This is a genomic window from Georgenia sp. X1117 (assembly GCF_057784635.1).
Genome location: NZ_CM173492.1, coordinates 26,907 through 46,258 on the forward strand (window position 1 = coordinate 26,907; position 19,352 = coordinate 46,258).

Here is a 19,352-nt window from a genome sequence, read left to right on the forward strand (position 1 = left end):
GATGACTCTCGTCGTCACCGGCGGTTCGTCCGGCCTGGGCCGCGAGATTGCAGCCCAGGCGGCCCGCAACGGCACACCGGTCGTCTCGCTCGACAGAACACCCGATCCGGACCCGCTCGACGGGGTAGTTCACGTGACGGCCGACGTCGCGGACCCGGACGAGATGGTCAGCGTGCTGAATGAGATTGGGGCGCAGCGCGGAGCGCTGTCGGGACTCGTCAATTCAGCGGGCCTCACACGCACGGCCGACGCGGAGTCGCTGCCGGCAGCTGACTGGCGGCTGGTTATCGACGTGGACCTGTCGGGGACGTTCTACGCGTGTCAGGCAGCCTTCCCCCATCTGATGAAGGGAGGATCTATCGTCAACCTCGCGTCCATCACGTCGACGCGAGCTCTGCCCGGCCGCGCTGCGTATGCGGCGGCCAAGGCCGGCGTCGTCGGGCTCACGCGGGCGTTGGCAACAGAGTGGGCGCCCCGGGGTGTGCGGGTCAATGCCGTCGCTCCGTCCTGGGTGCGCACGCCACTGGTTGACCGTCTCATCGCAGACGGTCAGATGGATGAGACAGACATGGTCCAGCGCGTCCCGATGGGTCGCCTCGGCGCTACCGGTGATGTGGCCGACGGCGTTGAGTTCCTGCTCTCGGACCGGTCGAGCTACATCACTGGGCAGACTCTTTACATCGACGGCGGCTACGTATGGTCGGGTTGACAATGGGCACCCGTCCGGTCACCCCGCCACCGGTGATCAACCACGTAGGGATTTCGGTTGGCTCGCTCGAACGCTCCGTCACCTTCTACCGAGATCTCCTCGGGTTCGATGAGTTGCGTTCGTGGACCTCCGGGGCCGCCTATCTAGGCATCCTCCTCGGGCACGACGGCGCGTCGTTACGCGGTGCCATGCTCCGTGCGCCGGGCGGAGAATTGCTGCTGGAACTCCTGGAGTACTCCGCGAGGTTTCGCAGCGAGATCGACCACGACCATGCAAACCCCGGTGTCGTCCACCTGGCCCTCGAGGTCGACGACGTACGGGCCGCATTCACACTGCTGACGAGAGCCGGGGCCGGATCGGTGTCCGAACCGGTGACAGCCACGACCGGGCCCAACATCGGGCGCATTCTCGTATACCTGATAGATCCCGACGGCGTGCGGATCGAGCTTGTGCAGAGGATCCGGCCGGAAACTGAGCACCTCAAGGAGATGGAGTAGTCATGGCGATCTTCCTCGTCACGTACACGTATACGGACGACACTGCGGGTCGGGACGAGCACCGTCCCGCACACAAGGAGTTCCTCGCGAAACAGGGCGAGCTGGGCGTGAACAGGGCGTCGGGTCCGTTCGGCCCGGATGAGGTGCCCGGCGCGCTGCTCCTGGTCAGTGCGGACAACAAGGAGGCCGCACTGGCTGCGACGGCGAACGATCCGTTCCGGCTCAACGGCCTTGTCAGTCGGGTCGACATACAGGAGTGGATACCCATGATGGGCCCGCTGGCTTCGCAGTTCTGAACCGATGTCGACCTGAGGAGCATGAGTCATGGCAATCGTCGTGGGTTACATCCCGACACCGGAGGGTCGTGCCGCACTGCGGCAGGCGGCGGCCGAGGCGTCCTTGCGGAAGGTCCGCCTCGTCGTCGTCAACTCACAGGAGGGTGGGCGCGGATGGGAGCCCGAGGAGGCTCTTCAATTTGAGGAGGAGCTCGAGCGAGTGCGCGTCAAGCTGGACGCGACCGGAGTCGAGAATGAGGTGCGGAACCTCGTAAAAGGCAACTCCCCGGCAGAGGATCTCGTCGAGGTGTCACGGCAGGAGAATGCCGAGTACATCGTCATCGGGCTGCGTCGTCGCACCGCGGTCGGCAAGCTCCTGCTCGGATCGAACGCGCAGGAGATTCTCATATCGTCTGACTGTCCGGTGCTCGCGGTCAAGGCCTCGACGGAACAGGTATGATCGGCGTCCGGGAGGCCGATGTCCTAGTCGTTGGCGGTGGCGGCGCGGGGCTCGCCGCCGCCATCGAAGCCGCGACGCTGGGCGCCCGTGTCGTTATTCTCGAGCGGGGCGAGGAGTTGCGCGGCAGCACAGGGCGGTCAGTTGGTTCGATTGCTGCGGCTGGGACTCCCGACCAACGGCGGCTCGGCATTGTCGATACTACCGAGGAGCACCTGCGGGACTACCGCACGCTCTCCGGCGCGCTGGCGGAGCACGAGGACGAGCAACTGGTGCGACTCCTCGTGGAGAACGTGCCGGACACTCTTCAGTGGCTGCGGGACATGGGGATGGAGTTTTTCGGTCCGGTGATTGAGCCGCCGCACTCCGCCCCGCGCCTGCATAACATCCTGCCGGGATCGCGGGCCTACATCTATCACCTCGCCCGGCGCGCCAGAACGCTCGGCGTGCGAATCGAGCTGGGCCTACGAGTGAATGACCTCGTGTTCGAGGGCGACAGAGTTGCTGGGGTGCGCGCCGAGTCGGCCGCGGGCGAGGTGGAGTACCGAGCCGGTCGCGCCGTTGTTCTCGCATCGGGCGACTTCTCCGCGAACCCCGAGCTGCGCAGCCACTTCATCTCCGAGACTGTTGCCGGATACGCCCCCATCAATCCGTTCGCGATGGGTGATGCGCAGCGCATGGTGACGGCCATCGGTGGTCGTGTGCTTAACGGCTCGGTCTTCGACGTGCCGAGTATCCGCCTCTCACCACCTCCGTCCGACGGGCTGTTCGGACTCCTTCAACGGATCCCCCCACGCCGACTGTTGACCGGACCGATGAGGCTCGCACTCGCACATCTGCCGCGATCGTTGGTACGCGCCCTGATGATGGGGTTCGTCACCACGTACCTGTCTCCCCGAGAGGAGATGTTTAACGACGGGGCGATCCTCGTCGACCGTCGGGGTGAACTCCGGTCGTCGGAGGACGAGCGGGTCAGCCTCTCCGTTGCTTCACTCGCCGACGAGGGTGGGTATCTCATCGGCGACCGTGACCTGTTCGAACGATACTCGGACGAGCCGAACCACGTGGCGACCGCTCCAGGTGTTGCCTACGCGTACATGCCCGATTTCCGCCGGTCCAGGCGCGACGTCTACCGGGAGGCGGGCTCCGTCGACGACCTCGCCGATCAGCTCGGGATCTCGGCGGATGTGTTGCGACGTGCGGTCGAGGACGGCAACGCTGCAGCGCGCGCGGCGGGTCGGGCCACGCTTGTGCGCCCCCCGTACTTCGCTATGGGGCCGCTGCACGCCCTTCTTCTTCAGACGAATGGCGGGGTCGAACTCTCACCCAAGCTCCAGGTCGTCAGGAGCGGTGGAGCACCGGTAGCTGGTTTGTTCGCCGCAGGCAATGCCGGACAGGCCGGACTGGCGCTCTTCGGTCACGGCCACCACCTCGGCTGGGCTTTTACCTCCGGCCGGATCGCCGGACGGAATGCGGCCCAGCATCGATCCGGCGTGGCGCCCGAATTGTGAACGCAACCCGCGGATAACCCCACACCGATCGAGAGGTATCACCATGAGCGAGCAGATCCCGCCCGCCGACGTCGTCGAACAGCTTAGGGACCTGAAGGCGAAGTACTTCCGTTTCGTCGACACGAAGCAGTGGTCAAGGCTACGAATGCTCTTCACGGACGAGGCTCGGTTCGAAGGCTTATGGTCGTCTGCGGGCACCCCCGATGAGTTCGTGGCCACCCTAGAACGCAATCTCCCGGACACCGTGCTGTCCGTCCACCAGGGCTACACCGTGGAGTTCGAGAGCCGGCCGGACGGGACTGTCCGCGGTATGTGGGCGATGCACGACTACGTGGTGTGGCCCGCGGGGGGCAAACCGTACATGGGCATCCATGTCGAAGGACAGACAGGCATGCGCGGATTCGGGTACTACGAGGAGGAGTACCGCCGAGTGGGTGGCCGCTGGCTGATGTCGTACATGCGGCTGACGAGGCTTGCGATAGAGCCGGTGGTCGGGCGTGAGCCAGCGCCTGAATACCCGACGTTGGCGCCTTCCCCAGACTGGCTCACGACAGGCTGATCAAGCGCCGGGAACCCTCGGTGCGCCGGTATCTCACATGGCCGTCCGCACCTCGGTCGCGTTACCAGAAATGCATTATTTAGACTGGAGAAAACTCTCTTCGAAATCCGGACTCGATATCACGGAGGTCGCTTCTCGCTACACGAGAGATCGCCCTCGATCTGGTCAATACCGGGATGTACCGTCCCAGACAACGGCGACTCGCTCACGAGGCCGCGAGATGCACGAGCTGAACGGTGTGCGACGCAGGACACCGGCCACTCGCGGTAGAGCGGGAACCATCCACGGCGCCCGTGGGCCTAGGCGCGTCCAGACGAAGGAGTCTCATGTCCACGAAAAGGTTGAGTGTCTTGTGGGCGTCAGCAGCGTTGCTACTGACTGCCGCATGCGGTGGTGCCGCGACGGGATCGAACGGCGACGGCAACGGATCGACCACTGACGAGGACGGTGAGCGCTCACCGATCCGGGTTGCCGTCGTCACGCCTCACTCCGGTCCTTACGCTCAGTTTGGTGAGTACCAGCTGGCCGGATTCTACTTCGCTGCGGATGAGGCGAACGCCGCGGGCGGGATCGACGGCCGACAGGTCTCGGTTCACGTGACGGACTCCCATGGCACTACTGAGGGTGCAGTGTCCGGGGCCCAGCGCCTTGTCCAGCAGGAAGACGCCCGATTCATCATGGGAATGGTCGCTACCCCGGTCACGCTCGCCGTCGTGCAACGTCTGGAGGGCTGGGGCGCCGTCGTGATCGGTTCGCAGTCCCAGGGGGATGACCTCACGGGTGCCGCGTGCGACCCCAGGTTCTTTCGCGTGAATATCTCGAACGAGCAGAACATCCGCGCTCTCATGGCCTGGTTGGAGGATCGGGACATCAGTGATTGGGACGTCATGTCCGCGGACTATGCGTTCGGTATCGACTCGACCGACGGGCGCTCTGCCGAGGCCGACGCTCGGGGGTGGGACGTCGGTGAGACCCTGTTCGCTCCTCTCGGCACGACCGACTACGCCACGTACATCAACCAGCTCGAGGGAGGGCAGGGCCTTATGGTTAACCGCTCGGGTGACGACGCGGTCAACTTCTTCAGTCAGTCGTTCGACTTTGGTCTGCTTGACAGGTACGAGTCGGTGATCAGCAACGCGGCGCTGACGACGTCATCGTTGACAGCACTCGACGACGAGCGACTCGTCGGTCTCTATGGAACAGCGAACTGGGGACCGACCGTCGACACTCCGGAAAGCCATGCGTTCGTGGAAGCGTTTACCGAGGCGAACGGCGAGCCGCCAGCCGACTACACGGGTGCCGCCTACATGGCGATGCAGACGCTCTTCGCCGGTGTGGAGGCTGCCGGCTCCGTTGAGCCGACCGCGGTCGCCGAGGCACTGAATGGCCTGACCTACAACACCATCAAGGGCGACGTGACGATGCGCGCCGAGGACCACCAGCTGGAGGCCCCGATGTACGTGGGGCAAGTCGAGGCGACCGACTACGGGTACGACCTCGTGCTCCAGGACTCCATCCCCATGGACCGCACGTTGCCCGAGCCCAATGCCGACTGCGCCATGGGCGACCTGTAGCACGAAAACCGCTTCACATTCCGAGAAAGGCCGCACGATGAACTCGAATCTGTTCGATGGAACCGTGGAGCCGGTCGACGAGTTGCGTCGACGGGTCCGAAACCTCGAGGACCGCCTCGCGATCATCGCTGTCGAAGGAGCGTATGGCGCGACCTACGACGGCAGGGACGCGGACGCCTGGTCGGCTCTATTCACGGAGGACGGCGTATACGAGACTCGAGCCATGCCAGGCGCGCCGGCCGGGAACCGTGTCCAGGGGCGAGCGAACCTGGGTCTGCTGAAGGTCTGGTTGACTTCCTGACTGCTCTGCGGAGCGGAGAGGATGGTCCTCGTGCCGAAGATCTACTCAGAAGAGCTCAAGGCCAGCGCGCTGGAGCTGCTGGATCAGGGAATGACTCAGAAGCAGGTGTGCCAAGACCTGGGGATGTCGAAGTCGGCGCTGCAGGCCTGGGTCAACGAGTCTCGCCTGCGAGAACGCGGCTTCGAGCCCGCTCGCGGCCCGAGCGCCGGGGACGGTGGCGAGCAGACGAGGATGCTGAAACGGATCCGGGAGCTGGAGCAGGAGAACGAGATCCTGCGCAAGGCGACCGCGTATCTCTCGCAGGCCAACCTCGCCCCTGGGCAGTCGCGCCCAAAATGATCTACCCGCTGGTCCTTGACCTTGCTGCTGCCGGGATCCCGGTCGCGGTGACCTGTCGGGTACTCGGCTTCTCCAAGCAGGGGTTCTACCGGTGGCGCGCGAACCCTGTCAGTGCTCGGGACATCGACGAGGCCTATCTGCTCAATGCGGCCTATGACATCCACGCCGACGATCCGGAGTTCGGGCACCGGTTCATCGCCGACGAGCTCCAGGCCGCCGGTCACGTGGTCTCGGAGCGGCGCGTATGGCGGCTGTGCTCCCAGCAGCGGCTCTTCTCTGCCACCGTCCGACGAAAGAAGCGCTACGGCCGACCCGGCCCACCGGTATGCGATGACCTGCTCGAGCGGGACTTCACCGCCGAGAGCGTCAATGCCAAGTGGTTGACCGATATCACCGAGCACCGCACCGGTGAGGGCAAGGTCTACCTGTGCGCTGTCAAGGACGCCTGCTCGGGCAGGATCGTCGGCTACGCCATCGACGCCCGCATGACATCGGACCTGGCCGTCGCAGCCGTGCAGGACGCGGTCGCACGCCGCCATGGAGCAGCCGCGGTGGCTGGCTGCATCGTCCACAGCGACAGAGGGTCGCAATTCCGTTCCCGGAAGTTTCAGCTCGCTCTCAAGCATCGCGGTCTTGTCGGTTCCATGGGGCGGGTGGGGGCTGCCGGGGACAACGCGGCGATGGAGAGCTTCTTCGCCACGCTGCAGAACAACGTGCTCGACCGGAAGCGATGGACTACCCGCGACGAGCTCCGACTCGCGATCGTGGTCTGGATCGAGCGGACCTACCACCGTCGCCGACGGCAACGTCGACTCGGCAAGCTCACTCCGATTGAATACGAACTCGCCCACCACCAGGCCGTCACACTGGCGGCCTAACCCCGAAGTCAACAGAACCTTCAGCAGATCCGCCTCGTTCTCAAGCGTCGTCGACAGTATTCAGCGATCCTCCTGTGTCTGGCTACTTGGTCGCGTTTGACGTCCCAGCCTGCGGGCCGCATCGCGTTCCACATCTTCCGCACGCCGTAGACGCTGTAGTTCGCCTGTGGATCAGTTTCACCTCCGCAACCAGCGATCTCATCGCGCATGGGTCTGATGCCGGTCTCGTCTTCGAGGTGCACGAGCGGGTCGTGCGGCCGGTGCCCGAGTGCGTCGTCGGCAACCGCTGCTGATGTCGTCTGGTAGCGCCTACCGCTGGTCCGGGGGCTGCTAGTCGCAGCCGATCGACGCAACGCCTACCACCAACTGAACTCGTCGAGGGCGGGCATCTCCGGTGGGGAATCGGCCGAGATCTCAGCGTTGTACTGGTGGCCGTTGATCTGCCATATCCCGTCCACCTGCCACAGGATTGTCCTCCTTCTTTCGGCGAAGTGGATGACGTCAAGAGTGCTGCACACGTCAGAGAGGCAGTGGGGTATCGCATAGCTGAACTCGTGCTCGATCATCACGGCGGGGTAATACCCCGGCGTCAGGTCGAGGTCAGCCGCCACGATCTCGACCTCGACGCTGGCCATCCGGTGTCGATCGGGACTGTAAGCAGGTGTGCCGACGGGAAGGTTGCCGTTGTCAGCCTCGTCCCCCTCGGTCTGCTGCCCCGAGGATGGTTCTCGTGGTACGACGTGGTGGATCGGGAGAATGTCGTCCTCAGTCAGAATCTCCGTCAGTCGATCGTTGAATTCGGATGTGAACCTGTGGCGATTGTCCTCGAGCCACCGCCAATACGCCTCGACGTCATTGGCCATATAGACGCTCGAGTCGATCACCTCCTCGACGACGAACGAGGAGGCGCGCACCGCCGCGCGGTCCGCGAGCGCCCGGTCGCTCGCGTCCTCAGCACCCCTGACCTCGACGTCGTCCGGGATCCGCAGCAGATCGGAGTCCGGGTCGATTGCGAGCTCGGCGTACGTCCCCGTCGAGTCCTCGGCGGGCTCGCCCACGGTGAGACCGGCTCCCAGCTCCCAGGTGACGCCGTCGGGCAGGGGGACCTCCGCCAGCTGCCGGGCGGTCATCCACGGACGTTCCTTGTGCTCGGGCCCGGCCACGACGACCAACGGGATCTCGTGGTTCCTGGCGAGCGGCGTCGCTCCGCAGGAGCCGAGCACGAGCGCTCCGCCGAGCGCGCCGAGCAGTAGTACCGGCAGGCGCCCGGGACGAGACCGGGCACCACCCGGCCTCGTGGGCGTCCGCGAGCTCCGCAAGCCGGCGCGCGTCCTCGAGGACGACGGTGTGGGGTCGGGGCGGTGGGCGTCGTGCACGTCGAGCTCCTCGATCGATCGGCGTCGGGGGACACCGGTCCGATCGGGGGCTGGGCCGGCTCGATCAGGCTAGGAACGACGGAAACTCGCCACCGGAGTTTTCCACAGCACGAAGGGCGCCCGGCCGAAGCCGGGCGCCCCTTCGTACTGCTCTGCCTCAGGTGCGGGCGGGTGCACCCCGTCGATCCGCACCGGACCGGCGAGCGCTCACTCGTCAGGCAGAAAACTGCTCACTCGCCATGGCGGCGAGCGCCGAGCTTGTCAGGCGTCGCCGCCGGCGGTGCCGGACTGGCCCGCCTTCGGGTTGAGCAGGTCGTACTTCTCGATGGCCTGCCGCACGACGCCGGGCTCCATCGACCCCTGGCGGACCAGACCCTGGAGGGCCTTGACCACCATGGAGTGGGAGTCGATGAGGAACTGGCGACGCGCCGCCGGACGGGTGTCGGAGTAGCCGAAGCCGTCCGCGCCGAGCGTGAGGTAGTCACCGGGCACCCACTGGCGAATGGCGTCCTGGACCTGGTGCTCGTAGTCGGAGGTGGCCACGAAGGGACCGCCCGCGCCGTCGAGCTTGGAGGTCACGTAGGGCACCTTCTGGTCCTCGGGGTTGAGGAAGTTGTGCTTCTCGACCTCGAGCGCCTCCCGGCGCAGCTCGTACCAGCTGGTCACCGACCAGACACCGGCGCGCACGCCCCAGTCCTCGGCGAGGATCTCCTTGGCGTGCAGCGCCCACGGCACACCCACGCCCGAGGCGAGGAGCTGGACCCACGGGCCGTCGCCCTCGGCGGGGGAGACCTGGTGGATGCCCTTGAGGATGCCCTCGACGTCGACGTCCTCCGGCTCGGCCGGCTGCTGCAGCGGCTCGTTGTACACCGTGAGGTAGTACAGGACGTTGGGGTCGCGCTCGTCCTGGCCGTACATCCGCTGCAGACCGTCGCGGACGATGTGCCGGATCTCGTAGCCGTAGGCCGGGTCGTAGTGCACGAAGGCCGGGTTGGTCGAGGCGAGCACCGGCGAGTGGCCGTCCATGTGCTGCGTGCCCTCACCGGCCAGCGTCGTGCGGCCCGCGGTCGCTCCGATGACGAAGCCCCGGGACAGCTGGTCGCCGGCGGCCCAGAACTGGTCGCCGGTGCGCTGGAAGCCGAACATCGAGTAGAAGATGTAGACCGGGATCATCGGCACGCCGTGCGTGGCGTGCGAGGTGCCGATCGCCTGCAGCAGCGAGGCGGACCCGGCCTCGTTGATGCCGGTGTGCATGATCTGCCCCTGCTCGGACTCCTTGTAGGAGAGCATGAGCTCGGCGTCGACCGGCGTGTAGTTCTGGCCCGAGGTGTTGAAGATCTTCGCCGTCGGGAAGATCGAGTCCAGGCCGAACGTGCGGGCCTCGTCGGGGATGATCGGCACGATGTGCCGGCCGATCTCCTTGTCCTTGATGAGCTCCTTGAGCAGCCGGACGAACGCCATCGTCGTGGCGACCTCCTGCTTGCCCGAGCCCTTGGCCAGCACCTCGTAGGGCTTGTCGCCGGGCAGCGTGAGGCTGTTGTCCGGCTCACGGCGCTCGGGCACGTACCCGCCAAGGACACGACGGCGCTCGAGCATGTACTGCAGCGTCGGGTCGTCCTCGTCGGGCCGGTAGTACGGCGCGTCGTAGGGGTCCTCGAGCTGCTCGTCGCTGATCGGGATCCGCATCGAGTCGCGCAGCATCTTCAGGTCGGCGACCTGCATCTTCTTCATCTGGTGCGTGGCGTTGCGGCCGGCGAAGTGCGGCCCCAGGCCGTAGCCCTTGACGGTGTGCGCGAGGATGACGGTCGGCTGACCGGTGTGCTTGGTGGCCGCGGTGTAGGCGGCGAAGATCTTGCGGTAGTCGTGACCGCCGCGCTTGAGCGCCCAGATCTGGTCGTCGGTCATGTCCTTGACCAGGGCCTTCGTGCGCGGGTCGCGGCCGAAGAAGTGCTCGCGGACGTAGGCGCCGTCGTTGGCCTTGAAGGTCTGGTAGTCGCCGTCGTTGGTCGAGTCCATGAGGTTGACCAGCGCGCGGTCCTTGTCGGCCTGCAGTAGGGCGTCCCACTCGCGGCCCCAGACGACCTTGATGACGTTCCAGCCCGCGCCGCGGAAGAAGGCCTCGAGCTCCCGGATGATCTGGCTGTTGCCGCGCACCGGGCCGTCGAGCCGCTGCAGGTTGCAGTTGACGACGAAGGTCAGGTTGTCCAGGCCCTGGTGGGCGGCCAGCTGGAGCATGCCGCGCGACTCGGGCTCGTCCATCTCGCCGTCGCCGAGGAAGGCCCACACGCGCTGGTCGGAGGTGTCCTTGATGCCGCGCTCGGCCAGGTAGCGGTTGAACCAGGCCTGGTAGATCGCGCCCGAGGGCCCCAGGCCCATCGAGACCGTGGGGAACTCCCAGAAGTCGGGCATCTGGTGGGGGTGCGGGTAGCTGGGCAGGCCCCGGCCGTCCTCGCGGTGGCTGTACTCCTGGCGGAAGCCGTCCAGGTCGGCCTCGGTCAGGCGGCCCTCGACGTACGCGCGGGCGTAGTTGCCCGGCGAGGCGTGGCCCTGCCAGAAGATCTGGTCGCCGCCGCCCGGGTGGTCCTTGCCGCGGAAGAAGTGGTTGAGGCCGACCTCGTAGAGCGTGGCGACCGAGGCGTAGGAGGACAGGTGCCCGCCGACGGCGACGTCGGGCTTCTGCGCCCGCGCCACCATCACCGCGGCGTTCCAGCGGATCCAGCCGCGGTACGTGCGCTCGACGGCCTCGTCGCCGGGGAAGTAGGGCTCGTCCTCGACGCCGATCGTGTTGACGTGCGGGGTGGTGAGGTTGCCCGGGACGGAGACGTCCCGGCGTCGTGCGTGCCTGAGCAGGTTGAGCAGGATGAACCGCGCGCGGGGTCCGCCCCGCTCGTCGATGAGACCGTCGAGGGACTCGAGCCATTCGGCGGTCTCGTCCGCGTCGATGTCCGGTACCTGGCTCAGCAGGCCGTCGATCAGCGGGCGTCCGTGATCAGTGGCAGTCACGTCATCTCACTTCCCGGATGGGGCGCCGCGAAGTCCGACGCCGGGGGTGGGGCCCGACCATCGTAGGCTGTCGCGCCGGGGCCGGCCCACCGTACGGCGCACCGCCACATAGGTGAGATGCCCGATACCGTGCGGGGTGACAACGCGGCGGGGGTGCTTGCAGACGGGCCCCCGCTGCGGTGGGGTAGAGCCAGACCTGCCGGGGACCCCCGGCAGGCATCGTTCGGGCGCAGGCCCGGGGAGGAGCAGTCGGGCCGTGCACGCCAGTGCGTACGAGGCAGTCACCGGGGCGTTCGAACCTGGTCAGGTCGTCCAGGAGTTCTGGTGGGACGACGACGCCGACGACGGGCTGCGCGAGGCCGTCGAGACCCGCACCGGCACCGAGCTCGTCGACGAGGACCACTCCGACGTCTGCGACGGCGCGATCATCTGGTGGCGGAAGTCCGACGCCGAGGAGGGCGACCTCACCGACCTGCTCGTCGACGCGCAGGCCAACCTCGACGACGGCGGGACGATCTGGGTCCTCACGCCCAAGCCGACCTCGCCCGAGCACGTGGGGCCCGCCGAGATCTCCGAGGCCGCCCGGACCGCGGGGATGAACGCCACCTCCGCCGTATCCGCCGGCGCGGACTGGTCGGGTACGCAGGTGGTGTCCCGCTCGCGCGGGAAGTAGCGGGGCCCAGGTCGTGTCCCGCTCGCGCGGGACGTCACCGCGCGGGAAGTTGCCCGCCGCGCAGGCCGTGTCCCGCTCGCGCGGGATATCGCCGCGGGGACGACAACTGTGCATCACCTCATCCCGAGGTCCCACGTTCGTCGCGCCGTCCGGATATGTTTCCGGAAGTCGGTTCCCGTCACACATGCTCGTGAGCATGCGCGCACGGTCACCGGCGCACCTGCACGGACGCCGACACGACCTCCAGGAGTGATCGCCCATGCTCGACCGATTGCACGACTTCTTCCGGTTGCGTACCTCGCCGACGATCTTCTTCGGCGCGGCCGCGATCCTCATCGGCTACGTCATCCTGACGATCGCCTTCACGGGCCCGATCGACTCGGCCGTCAGCGCCGGTTCGGACTGGTTGCTGACGAACCTCGGCTGGTTCTACATCCTCGGCGTGACCGTGTTCCTCGCGTTCCTCATCTTCATCGCGATCGGGCGGTTCGGGCGCGTCAAGCTGGGCCCCGACGACGAGGCCCCCGAGCACTCCGGCGGCGCCTGGTTCGCCATGCTCTTCGCGGCCGGCATCGGCTCGATCCTCATGTTCTGGGGCGTCGCCGAGCCGATCAGCCACTTCGGTGCCCCGCCCCGCGGCCCCTCGCTGGGCGTCGAGGCCGAGACTGCCGCGGCGGCGTCGGACGCCATGAACTTCACCTTCTACCACTTCACGATGCACACCTGGGCGATCTTCGCCCTGCCCGGCCTGTGCTTCGCCTACTTCATCCACAAGCGCAACCTGCCGCCGCGCGTGAGCTCGATCTTCCAGCCGATCCTCGGCGAGCGGATCCACGGGCCGATCGGGCGGGTCATCGACATCGTCGCCATCGTCGGCACGATCTTCGGCATCGCTGTCTCCGTCGGGCTCGGCACACTGCAGATCAACAGCGGCATGTCCCAGCTCTTCGGCATGCCCGAGAACGCGCTGTGGCAGCTGATCATCATCGCCGTGGTCTGCGGCATCGCGCTCATCTCGGTGGCCCTCGGCCTGGAGAAGGGCATCAAGGTCCTGTCCAACCTCAACATCGTCGCGGCGGTGGGGCTGCTCATCTTCGTCCTCCTGGCCGGCTCGACCCTGTTCGTCCTGCGCGGCACCATCGAGGCCTTCGGCAGCTACCTGGTCAACCTGCCCGAGCTGGCCTTCTGGAACGACACCTTTGCCGACACCGGCTGGCAGAACACGTGGACCGTCTTCTACTGGGCGTGGACCATCTCGTGGTCGCCGTTCGTGGGCATCTTCATCGCTCGGATCTCCAAGGGCCGCACGATCCGTCAGTTCGTCGCCGGCGTGCTCGCCATCCCGGCCGGCTTCTCGGTCCTGTGGTTCGGGATCTTCGGCTTCTCCGCCTTCGACATCGAGCTGCACGGCGACGGCGGACTCGTCGAACGTGTCGTCGGTGACGGGGACGTCCCGGGGGCGCTGTTCGCCTTCCTCGAGCACTATCCGGGGGCCGCGATCCTGTCGGTGTTGGCCATCGTCCTCGTGGTGGTCTTCTTCGTCACCTCGGTGGACTCGGCCGCCCTGGTCACCGACACCATGGCCAACGGCCACGAGGACTTCAACCCGCTCGGTCAGCGCATCTTCTGGGCCGTGGCGATCGGCGTCATCACCGCCACGCTGCTCGTCTTCTCCGGGCAGGGCGGCCTGAAGGCGTTGGAGTCGACGATCATCCTCGTCGGGCTGCCGTTCTTCATCATCGCCTACTTCCAGATGTACGCGGTGTACCGGGCGCTGCGCGAGGACGCCGGCGAGCTCCCCCCGGTACGCACGCGAGCGTGGAAGAAGGTCCTCCCGCCCGAGGAGCTCGAGCGTCGCCACGACGAGGAGGAGCACGACACCGAGGGCATCGTCGTCGCACCCGAGGCAGCCTCGGAGACGCCGCGGATGCGCGACCCCTACGTCCGACGTCGGCACCGCGGTCCTCGTCGCAACGCCACCCTGCCCGGGCGTACGGGCAGCGCAGCGGCCAGCGGTGGCGCCGGGACCGCGGCGTCCGCGCGATCAGCGCCGGAGCACGGCGACTGACGGCGGCGGTCCGGCCGGCCCGCGCACGGTGCGTCCCGGGCCGGCCCGATCAGGTCGTCACGTCCGACGACGGCGGAGCTGCCGCGCCGTCGTCGTCGGCCGGGCGGACTCAGGCGAAGACGCGGGCCAGCCAGTCGGACCAGGCCTGCGTCGTCGCCGCGGCGTCGACGTCGACGTAGTAGTAGTGGCCGACGGCGACCGGCATGCCCATCGGCGCCAGGTTGTGGAAGCGGAACAGGCCGTCCTTCGTGCGCACCGCCACCAGGCCGCCTTCCTGGACGTAGTCGACGACGCCGTCGAGCGGGTCGAGCCCCGCGGGCGTCAGGTGGACCTCCTGGCCCACGACCGGCGCCTCGGTGAGGCCGAGCGCGCGCTCGAGGGCCGCGTAGGACTCCGGCGCCGAGGAGGACTCCGGGCCGGTGGCCTCGACGTAGGTGGCCGGCCGGTCGGCGAAGTGGGTGAGGTACTGGGTGAGGGTGTGCAGGTACATGTCCCACCCGTAGGAGGTCATCGAACCGTAGTCGAACTCGTCGTCCCAGTCGGTGCCGAGGAAGCCGGAGTGGACGAAGCGCAGGACCGTGGTCGCACCGTCGCACGCCTCGATGAGGTACTCGAAGGCATGGAACGCCCCGTTGTCCTGCTCAGGGGTGCGCACGTACAGCCGACGGGGCTCCTCGGCCTCGACGACCATGCCCTCGGCCTCGATGGCCTCGGGGTCGGGGGACCAGGCCCGCTGACCCTCACGGGTGGCGACGGCGCGCCACACCTGCTCGGGGCTCGCCGGCAGGGCGACCTCCTTGCGGATCTCGAAGCGGTCGGACATCAGGGTCTCCTGTCGGTGGTGGGGACGTGCGGGTGGACGACGAGGACGAGGCGGTGGCGACGTGCCCCGCCGGCGTCGGGGGAGTGGTAGCGACGGACGAGGTCGGTGACCGCGGCCTCGACCTCGGTGGTGAAGTTGGCCCGGTCGGCCGCGGAGGCGAACCGGACCTCCCCGTCGACGGTGAAGGTCACGGTGCGCCTACCCGTGCGGCGGGCGCCGGCGAGCAGTACGCCGACGTCGCGCACGAGCCGCGCGGCCAGCGAGAGGAGCCAGGCGGCCGAGACCCGGTCCGGTGCCCGCGCGGGGTCGGGTGCCACCTCGGCCAGGACGGCGGGCGAGATGACGTAGGCGGCCGAGCGCGAGCGCATGACGCGCTCGGTGAAGTTGCCGCGCCGGCGCTCCTCGACGAGCTCGACCAGGCCGTGCTCCTCGAGCACCTTGAGGTGGTACCCGAGCTTCTGGCGAGGCAGGCCGAGCAGGGGCGCGAGCGCGCTGGCCGAGGCGGGCTCGGCCAGCGCGGCGAGGATGCGGGCGCGCACCGGGTCCAGGGTGGCCGCCGCGGCGGCCGGGTCGTCGATGACGTCGACGTCGAGCATGCGTCGAGCGTTGCCTTGACAGAAAAAGTTGGCAAGGGGGGCGGCGTGCGGCGATGGGCGGGGTGAGCCGGTACCTGGTCGGCATGAGCCGGTGCCTGGCGGGGTCGCGACCTGGCCGTTCGTGCTCATGCGAGCAATCAGTGGCATTCACCCGGGGGCCGTCCGTCATTCATCCACGGGTCGTCCCGCGGATGCGTCGGCTCCCTACCGTCGCGCGGGCCGTGGCACCGGCCGGTGTCGCGGTACCGACGATCGAGAAGGTGACGTGCGCATGCGCAGAACAGTGCCGAACGGACGAGGGGCAGCGTCCCTGGGACTGCTGGGGGCGGTGACGCTCGTGCTGACGGCGGCGAGCCCCGCCCTGGCCGACGACGAGGGCCTCGCGCCGGAGGGAGAGAGCGCCGAGGGGCCGGAGAACGTCATCGTCATGATCGGTGACGGGATGGGCTTCAACCACATCGACATGGCCAACCTGTACGAGCACGACCGTGCGCGCTACCAGGTGGCCGTCGACCCGGAGACCGGCGAGATCGAGCGCTTCGACCAGGGGCCCTCGGAGCGGTACGAGAGCTTCGACGTCCAGCTGGCGATGAGCACGTTCTCCGTCGAGGGCGGCTACGACCCCGAGGTGATGTGGGGCGACTTCGACGCCTCGCTCGGCGTGCCGCCCACCGACTCCGGCGCCGCCGCCACGGCGTTGGCCACGGGCGTGAAGACCACCAACGGCGCGGTCGGCGTCGGGCCCGACGGCGAGCCGATCGAGAACGTCGTCGAGCGGGCCCAGGAGCAGGGACGGGCCACCGGCGTCGTCACCAACGTCGTCTTCCCGCACCCGACTCCCGCCGCCTTCGCGGTGCACAACGAGAGCCGGCTGGACTACCTGGCGGTGGCCGATCTGCTCGTCCACGACAGTGGGCTCAACGTCGTCATGGGAGCCGGGCACCCCTGGTACGACGACAGCGGCGAGCGCTACGACGAGCCGGACTACAACTACGTGAGCGAGGAGACCTGGACCGCCCTCGAGGCCGGCGAGACCGACTTCGAGCTCATCGAGGAGCGCGCCGACTTCCAGGAGCTGATGACGAGCGAGGCACCGCCCTCGCACGTCATGGGGGTGGCGCAGGCGTGGACGACCACCCAGGAGGCGCGCGGCACCGGGGAGAGCGAGGCGCCGTTCACCGACCCGTACACCGAGACCGTCCCGCAGCTGAACGAGATGACCCAGGGCGCGCTCAACGTCCTGGACAACGCCTCGGACGAGGGCTTCTTCCTCGCCGTCGAGTCCGGCGCGATCGACTGGTCCTCCGAGCTCAACGCGCCGGCGCGCGTCGTCGAGGAGCAGATCGAGTTCCACACCGCGATCGACGACGTCATCGACTGGGTCGAGACGAACAGTTCGTGGGACGAGACCCTGGTCGTCGTCACCGCCGACCACGAGGCCGGCTACATCAGCGGGCCGGACTCCGGACCGGCCTGGACCCCGATGGTGAGCAACGGCGTCGGCCAGATGCCCGACCACGAGTGGCACCGGCTCGCCCACTCCAACCACCTCGTCCCGTTCTTCGCCCAGGGCGCCGGCTCCGAGCAGCTCGCCGCCCGCGCCACCGGCGAGGACCCCGTGCGCGGGGACTACCTCGACAACACGGACCTCGGGCAGGTCCTCCTCGACGAGCTGTGGGCGCAGCCGGACGAGCCCGGGCCGGACCCCGACCCGGAGCCCGACCCCGAGCCGCAGCGCTACGGCTTCTTCCTCAACGACTCCTGGAGCGCGCAGGCCAACCACGTCTTCCGGTACGGCCGGGACGCCGACGAGGTGCTCGTGGGCGACTGGGACGGCGACGGCACGGACTCCATCACCGTGCGGCGCGGCACTGAGTTCTTCATCAACAACGCCCCGCGCGGCGGCGCCGCGGAACAGGTCGTGCGGTACGGGCACGCGGGCGACACCGTCCTCGTGGGCGACTGGGACGGCGACGGCGTCGACACCCTGGCCGTGCGCCGCGGGAACGAGTACCACGTGCGCAACAGCCTGACCGGCGGGGACGCCGACGTGACGGTGCGTTACGGCCGGGCGGGCGACGCGGTCGTGGTCGGTGACTGGGACGGCGACGGGTCCGACACCCTCGCCGTGCGCCGCGGGACGGAGTACTTCGTCCACAACCAGATCGCCTCGGGGCCGGCGGAGCACAGCTTCTCCTACGGCCGGCCGGGCGACGTCACGCTCGCTGGTGACTGGGACGGCGACGGCGCGGACACCTTCGCGGTGCGCCGGGGCAACCAGTACCTGGTGGCGAACTCGCTCGCGGGCGGCGACGCCGACATCGAGCAGCGCTTCGGCCGGGCCGGCGACGAGGTGTACGTCGGCGACTGGAACGGCGACGGCGAGGACACCCTCGGCGTGCGCCGCGTGCCGTAGGCGTCATCGGGCGCGTGATGGTGCCAGGTGCGTGTTCTGTTCGGGCGCCAGGCGCCGCTGGGCGCGTGAGCTGCTCGGGTGCCTGATTCGCCCGGGCTGAGCGCGGGCCGCGCCCCGCACGACGACGGTTGATGCGTCGTCGTGCGGGGCACGCGCATGTCCGGGCGCGCTGGTGTCGACCCTCGACCTTTCAACCGGTGACGTCACCGATCAGCCGACACTGTCGGTTGACAGGTGACATTGCCGGTTGATCCGTGGAGAACAGGGCGGCGTCAGCGGGGGGCGGGAGTGCTGCACCAGCCGAGCGGCGGGCAGCGCGGGTCGGTCGCGCATGTCCGGGGTGCCCGGGCACGTAGAATCCGCGCGGGCCCGTAGCTCAGCTGGTCAGAGCGCCGCGTTTACACCGCGTAGGTCGCCGGTTCGAACCCGGCCGGGCCCACCAGAGGATCGAGGTGCGCACCGGCGCCGGCACCGATCCTGCGTCGCAACGCCGACGAGCCGTGTCGCCCCGCTCGCCGGGGCCGCCGGGCCGCGGTCAACCCGCGTGGCTACGCAGGATGCGGTCGACGGCGTCGGCGACCATCGCCGGGTCGTCCCCGGCGCCGTCGAGCCGGCGGTGCAGCGTGAGCCCCTCGACGAGGGCGTCGAGCTGGCGTGCGGTGACCGGGTCGACGTGCTGCTCGAGCGCGGTGCGAGTGCGGGCGGCCCACGCGGTGGTGAGGTCGCGGAAGTCGGGCTCGCGGGCGGCCAGGGAGTAGATCTCGAGGGTGATCCGCAGGTCGCGGTCGTCGCCGAGGGTGTCCTCGGTGATGATCCGCACGACGGCGTCGCGCAGCCGGGAGGTGCCGGTCGCCTCGGTGGTGGTCGCCTCGGTGGTGCCTGGCTCCGCGGCCGTCGTGGCCTCTCTCGCCGCTGCCTCGTCGGTGCCCGGCTCGGCGGGCCCCGGCTCCGCGGCCTCCCAGACCTCGCCACGCACCGCGGCGAGGCGCCGCTCGTACCGCTCGGCGACGGTGGCGGCGAAGCGGGCGAAGGCCTCGCGGAGCAGCTCGTCCATCCCCGTGAAGTGATAGGTCATCGACCCCAGGGGCACGCCGGCGGCCGCGGCGACCCGACGGTGGGAGGTGCCGGCGACCCCGCGCTCCGCGACGACGTCGAGGCAGGCGTCGATGATCCGGTCGCGGCGCGCGGGGTCGTGCCGCGGGTGCGTCCGCGCTTCGTCCGCCATCGCTCCTCCGTCGCTCCTCGCCTCGCCCATGCGCTGCCGCCGCCCGGCCCGGGCGCGGTCCTTCCGGGCTGT

General features: G+C 68.4%; 16 protein-coding genes, 1 tRNA gene and 1 pseudogene. 13 read left to right on the top strand and 5 right to left on the bottom strand.

Annotation, left to right across the window (positions count from 1 at the left end; translation table 11 throughout):
- The first annotated feature begins 1 nt into the window (after position 1).
- The 9 genes and pseudogenes from AC3D3D_RS00150 (at position 2) to AC3D3D_RS00190 (ending at position 7,100) form a co-directional block, all read left to right on the top strand.
- Positions 2 to 709 (top strand): SDR family NAD(P)-dependent oxidoreductase, encoded by a 708-nt coding sequence (locus tag AC3D3D_RS00150; protein ID WP_463662346.1) that lies wholly within the window; start codon positions 2 to 4, stop codon positions 707 to 709.
- A 32-nt stretch (positions 710 to 741) separates the two neighbouring features.
- The gene (locus AC3D3D_RS00155; protein WP_488512228.1) at positions 742 to 1,206 is read left to right on the top strand and encodes a VOC family protein; all 465 of its coding nucleotides are present in this window, start codon (positions 742 to 744) and stop codon (positions 1,204 to 1,206) included.
- Positions 1,207 to 1,208: 2 nt separating this feature from the next.
- Complete coding sequence (locus AC3D3D_RS00160; protein WP_463662344.1) at positions 1,209 to 1,502, top strand: YciI family protein; 294 nt, start codon at positions 1,209 to 1,211, stop codon at positions 1,500 to 1,502.
- Between the two features lie 28 nt (positions 1,503 to 1,530).
- Positions 1,531 to 1,941 (top strand): universal stress protein, encoded by a 411-nt coding sequence (locus AC3D3D_RS00165; protein WP_463662343.1) that lies wholly within the window; start codon positions 1,531 to 1,533, stop codon positions 1,939 to 1,941.
- Positions 1,938 to 3,449 (top strand): FAD-dependent oxidoreductase, encoded by a 1,512-nt coding sequence (locus AC3D3D_RS00170; protein WP_463662342.1) that lies wholly within the window; start codon positions 1,938 to 1,940, stop codon positions 3,447 to 3,449. The genes AC3D3D_RS00165 and AC3D3D_RS00170 overlap by 4 nt, the downstream gene beginning before the upstream one ends.
- A 43-nt stretch (positions 3,450 to 3,492) precedes the next feature.
- Positions 3,493 to 4,008: a nuclear transport factor 2 family protein gene (locus AC3D3D_RS00175; protein ID WP_463662341.1), complete on the top strand. Its 516-nt coding sequence runs from the start codon at positions 3,493 to 3,495 to the stop codon at positions 4,006 to 4,008.
- Between the two features lie 326 nt (positions 4,009 to 4,334).
- Positions 4,335 to 5,582, top strand: coding sequence for an ABC transporter substrate-binding protein (locus tag AC3D3D_RS00180; protein WP_463662340.1), 1,248 nt, complete (start codon positions 4,335 to 4,337; stop codon positions 5,580 to 5,582).
- A gap of 37 nt (positions 5,583 to 5,619) precedes the next feature.
- On the top strand, positions 5,620 to 5,883 hold the full coding sequence (locus AC3D3D_RS00185; protein WP_463662339.1) for a nuclear transport factor 2 family protein: 264 nt from the start codon (positions 5,620 to 5,622) through the stop codon (positions 5,881 to 5,883).
- A gap of 30 nt (positions 5,884 to 5,913) precedes the next feature.
- A pseudogene (locus AC3D3D_RS00190) lies at positions 5,914 to 7,100 on the top strand (IS3 family transposase).
- Between the two features lie 356 nt (positions 7,101 to 7,456).
- Here the strand turns inward: AC3D3D_RS00190 and AC3D3D_RS00195 are convergent.
- Both AC3D3D_RS00195 and aceE read right to left on the bottom strand, forming a co-directional pair.
- A complete protein-coding gene (locus tag AC3D3D_RS00195; RefSeq protein WP_488512232.1) occupies positions 7,457 to 8,476 on the bottom strand; it encodes a hypothetical protein in 1,020 nt (339 codons plus the stop codon).
- A gap of 261 nt (positions 8,477 to 8,737) precedes the next feature.
- Positions 8,738 to 11,479, bottom strand: a complete 2,742-nt coding sequence (gene aceE, locus AC3D3D_RS00200) for a pyruvate dehydrogenase (acetyl-transferring), homodimeric type (protein WP_463661594.1) — start codon at positions 11,477 to 11,479, stop codon at positions 8,738 to 8,740.
- Positions 11,480 to 11,735: 256 nt separating this feature from the next.
- On the opposite strand from aceE, the gene AC3D3D_RS00205 reads away from it, so the two are divergent.
- Positions 11,736 to 12,152, top strand: a complete 417-nt coding sequence (locus tag AC3D3D_RS00205) for a DUF3052 domain-containing protein (protein ID WP_463661593.1) — start codon at positions 11,736 to 11,738, stop codon at positions 12,150 to 12,152.
- A gap of 259 nt (positions 12,153 to 12,411) precedes the next feature.
- On the top strand, positions 12,412 to 14,220 hold the full coding sequence (locus tag AC3D3D_RS00210) for a BCCT family transporter (RefSeq protein WP_463661592.1): 1,809 nt from the start codon (positions 12,412 to 12,414) through the stop codon (positions 14,218 to 14,220).
- Between the two features lie 109 nt (positions 14,221 to 14,329).
- Here the strand turns inward: AC3D3D_RS00210 and AC3D3D_RS00215 are convergent, their stop codons facing one another.
- Positions 14,330 to 15,043: an SRPBCC family protein gene (locus AC3D3D_RS00215; protein ID WP_463661591.1), complete on the bottom strand. Its 714-nt coding sequence runs from the start codon at positions 15,041 to 15,043 to the stop codon at positions 14,330 to 14,332.
- A complete protein-coding gene (locus AC3D3D_RS00220) occupies positions 15,043 to 15,639 on the bottom strand; it encodes a helix-turn-helix domain-containing protein (protein ID WP_463661590.1) in 597 nt (198 codons plus the stop codon). The genes AC3D3D_RS00215 and AC3D3D_RS00220 overlap by 1 nt, the downstream gene beginning before the upstream one ends.
- Positions 15,640 to 15,910: 271 nt before the next feature.
- Here AC3D3D_RS00220 and AC3D3D_RS00225 point away from each other — a divergent pair, with 271 nt between their 5' ends.
- Both AC3D3D_RS00225 and AC3D3D_RS00230 read left to right on the top strand, forming a co-directional pair.
- Entirely contained in the window at positions 15,911 to 18,055 is a 2,145-nt protein-coding gene (locus AC3D3D_RS00225; RefSeq protein WP_463661589.1) for an alkaline phosphatase, read from the top strand.
- 365 nt (positions 18,056 to 18,420) lie between these two features.
- Positions 18,421 to 18,497 (top strand) — tRNA-Val (locus AC3D3D_RS00230).
- 93 nt (positions 18,498 to 18,590) lie between these two features.
- Here the strand turns inward: AC3D3D_RS00230 and AC3D3D_RS00235 are convergent.
- Positions 18,591 to 19,280: a TetR/AcrR family transcriptional regulator gene (locus tag AC3D3D_RS00235; protein ID WP_463661588.1), complete on the bottom strand. Its 690-nt coding sequence runs from the start codon at positions 19,278 to 19,280 to the stop codon at positions 18,591 to 18,593.
- Positions 19,281 to 19,352: the final 72 nt, after the last annotated feature.

Excerpts from the sequence above, each read along its gene's own strand:
- AC3D3D_RS00150 (WP_463662346.1), top strand. The coding sequence starts at position 2 with ATGACTCTCGTCGTCACCGGCGGTTCGTCCGGCCTGGGCCGCGAGATT.
- AC3D3D_RS00160 (WP_463662344.1), top strand. The coding sequence starts at position 1,209 with ATGGCGATCTTCCTCGTCACGTACACGTATACGGACGACACTGCGGGT.
- AC3D3D_RS00165 (WP_463662343.1), top strand. The coding sequence starts at position 1,531 with ATGGCAATCGTCGTGGGTTACATCCCGACACCGGAGGGTCGTGCCGCA.
- AC3D3D_RS00170 (WP_463662342.1), top strand. The coding sequence starts at position 1,938 with ATGATCGGCGTCCGGGAGGCCGATGTCCTAGTCGTTGGCGGTGGCGGC.
- AC3D3D_RS00175 (WP_463662341.1), top strand. The coding sequence starts at position 3,493 with ATGAGCGAGCAGATCCCGCCCGCCGACGTCGTCGAACAGCTTAGGGAC.
- AC3D3D_RS00180 (WP_463662340.1), top strand. The coding sequence starts at position 4,335 with ATGTCCACGAAAAGGTTGAGTGTCTTGTGGGCGTCAGCAGCGTTGCTA.
- AC3D3D_RS00185 (WP_463662339.1), top strand. The coding sequence starts at position 5,620 with ATGAACTCGAATCTGTTCGATGGAACCGTGGAGCCGGTCGACGAGTTG.
- AC3D3D_RS00210 (WP_463661592.1), top strand. The coding sequence starts at position 12,412 with ATGCTCGACCGATTGCACGACTTCTTCCGGTTGCGTACCTCGCCGACG.
- AC3D3D_RS00215 (WP_463661591.1), bottom strand. The coding sequence starts at position 15,043 with ATGTCCGACCGCTTCGAGATCCGCAAGGAGGTCGCCCTGCCGGCGAGC.
- AC3D3D_RS00220 (WP_463661590.1), bottom strand. The coding sequence starts at position 15,639 with ATGCTCGACGTCGACGTCATCGACGACCCGGCCGCCGCGGCGGCCACC.
- AC3D3D_RS00225 (WP_463661589.1), top strand. The coding sequence starts at position 15,911 with ATGCGCAGAACAGTGCCGAACGGACGAGGGGCAGCGTCCCTGGGACTG.
- AC3D3D_RS00235 (WP_463661588.1), bottom strand. The coding sequence starts at position 19,280 with ATGGCGGACGAAGCGCGGACGCACCCGCGGCACGACCCCGCGCGCCGC.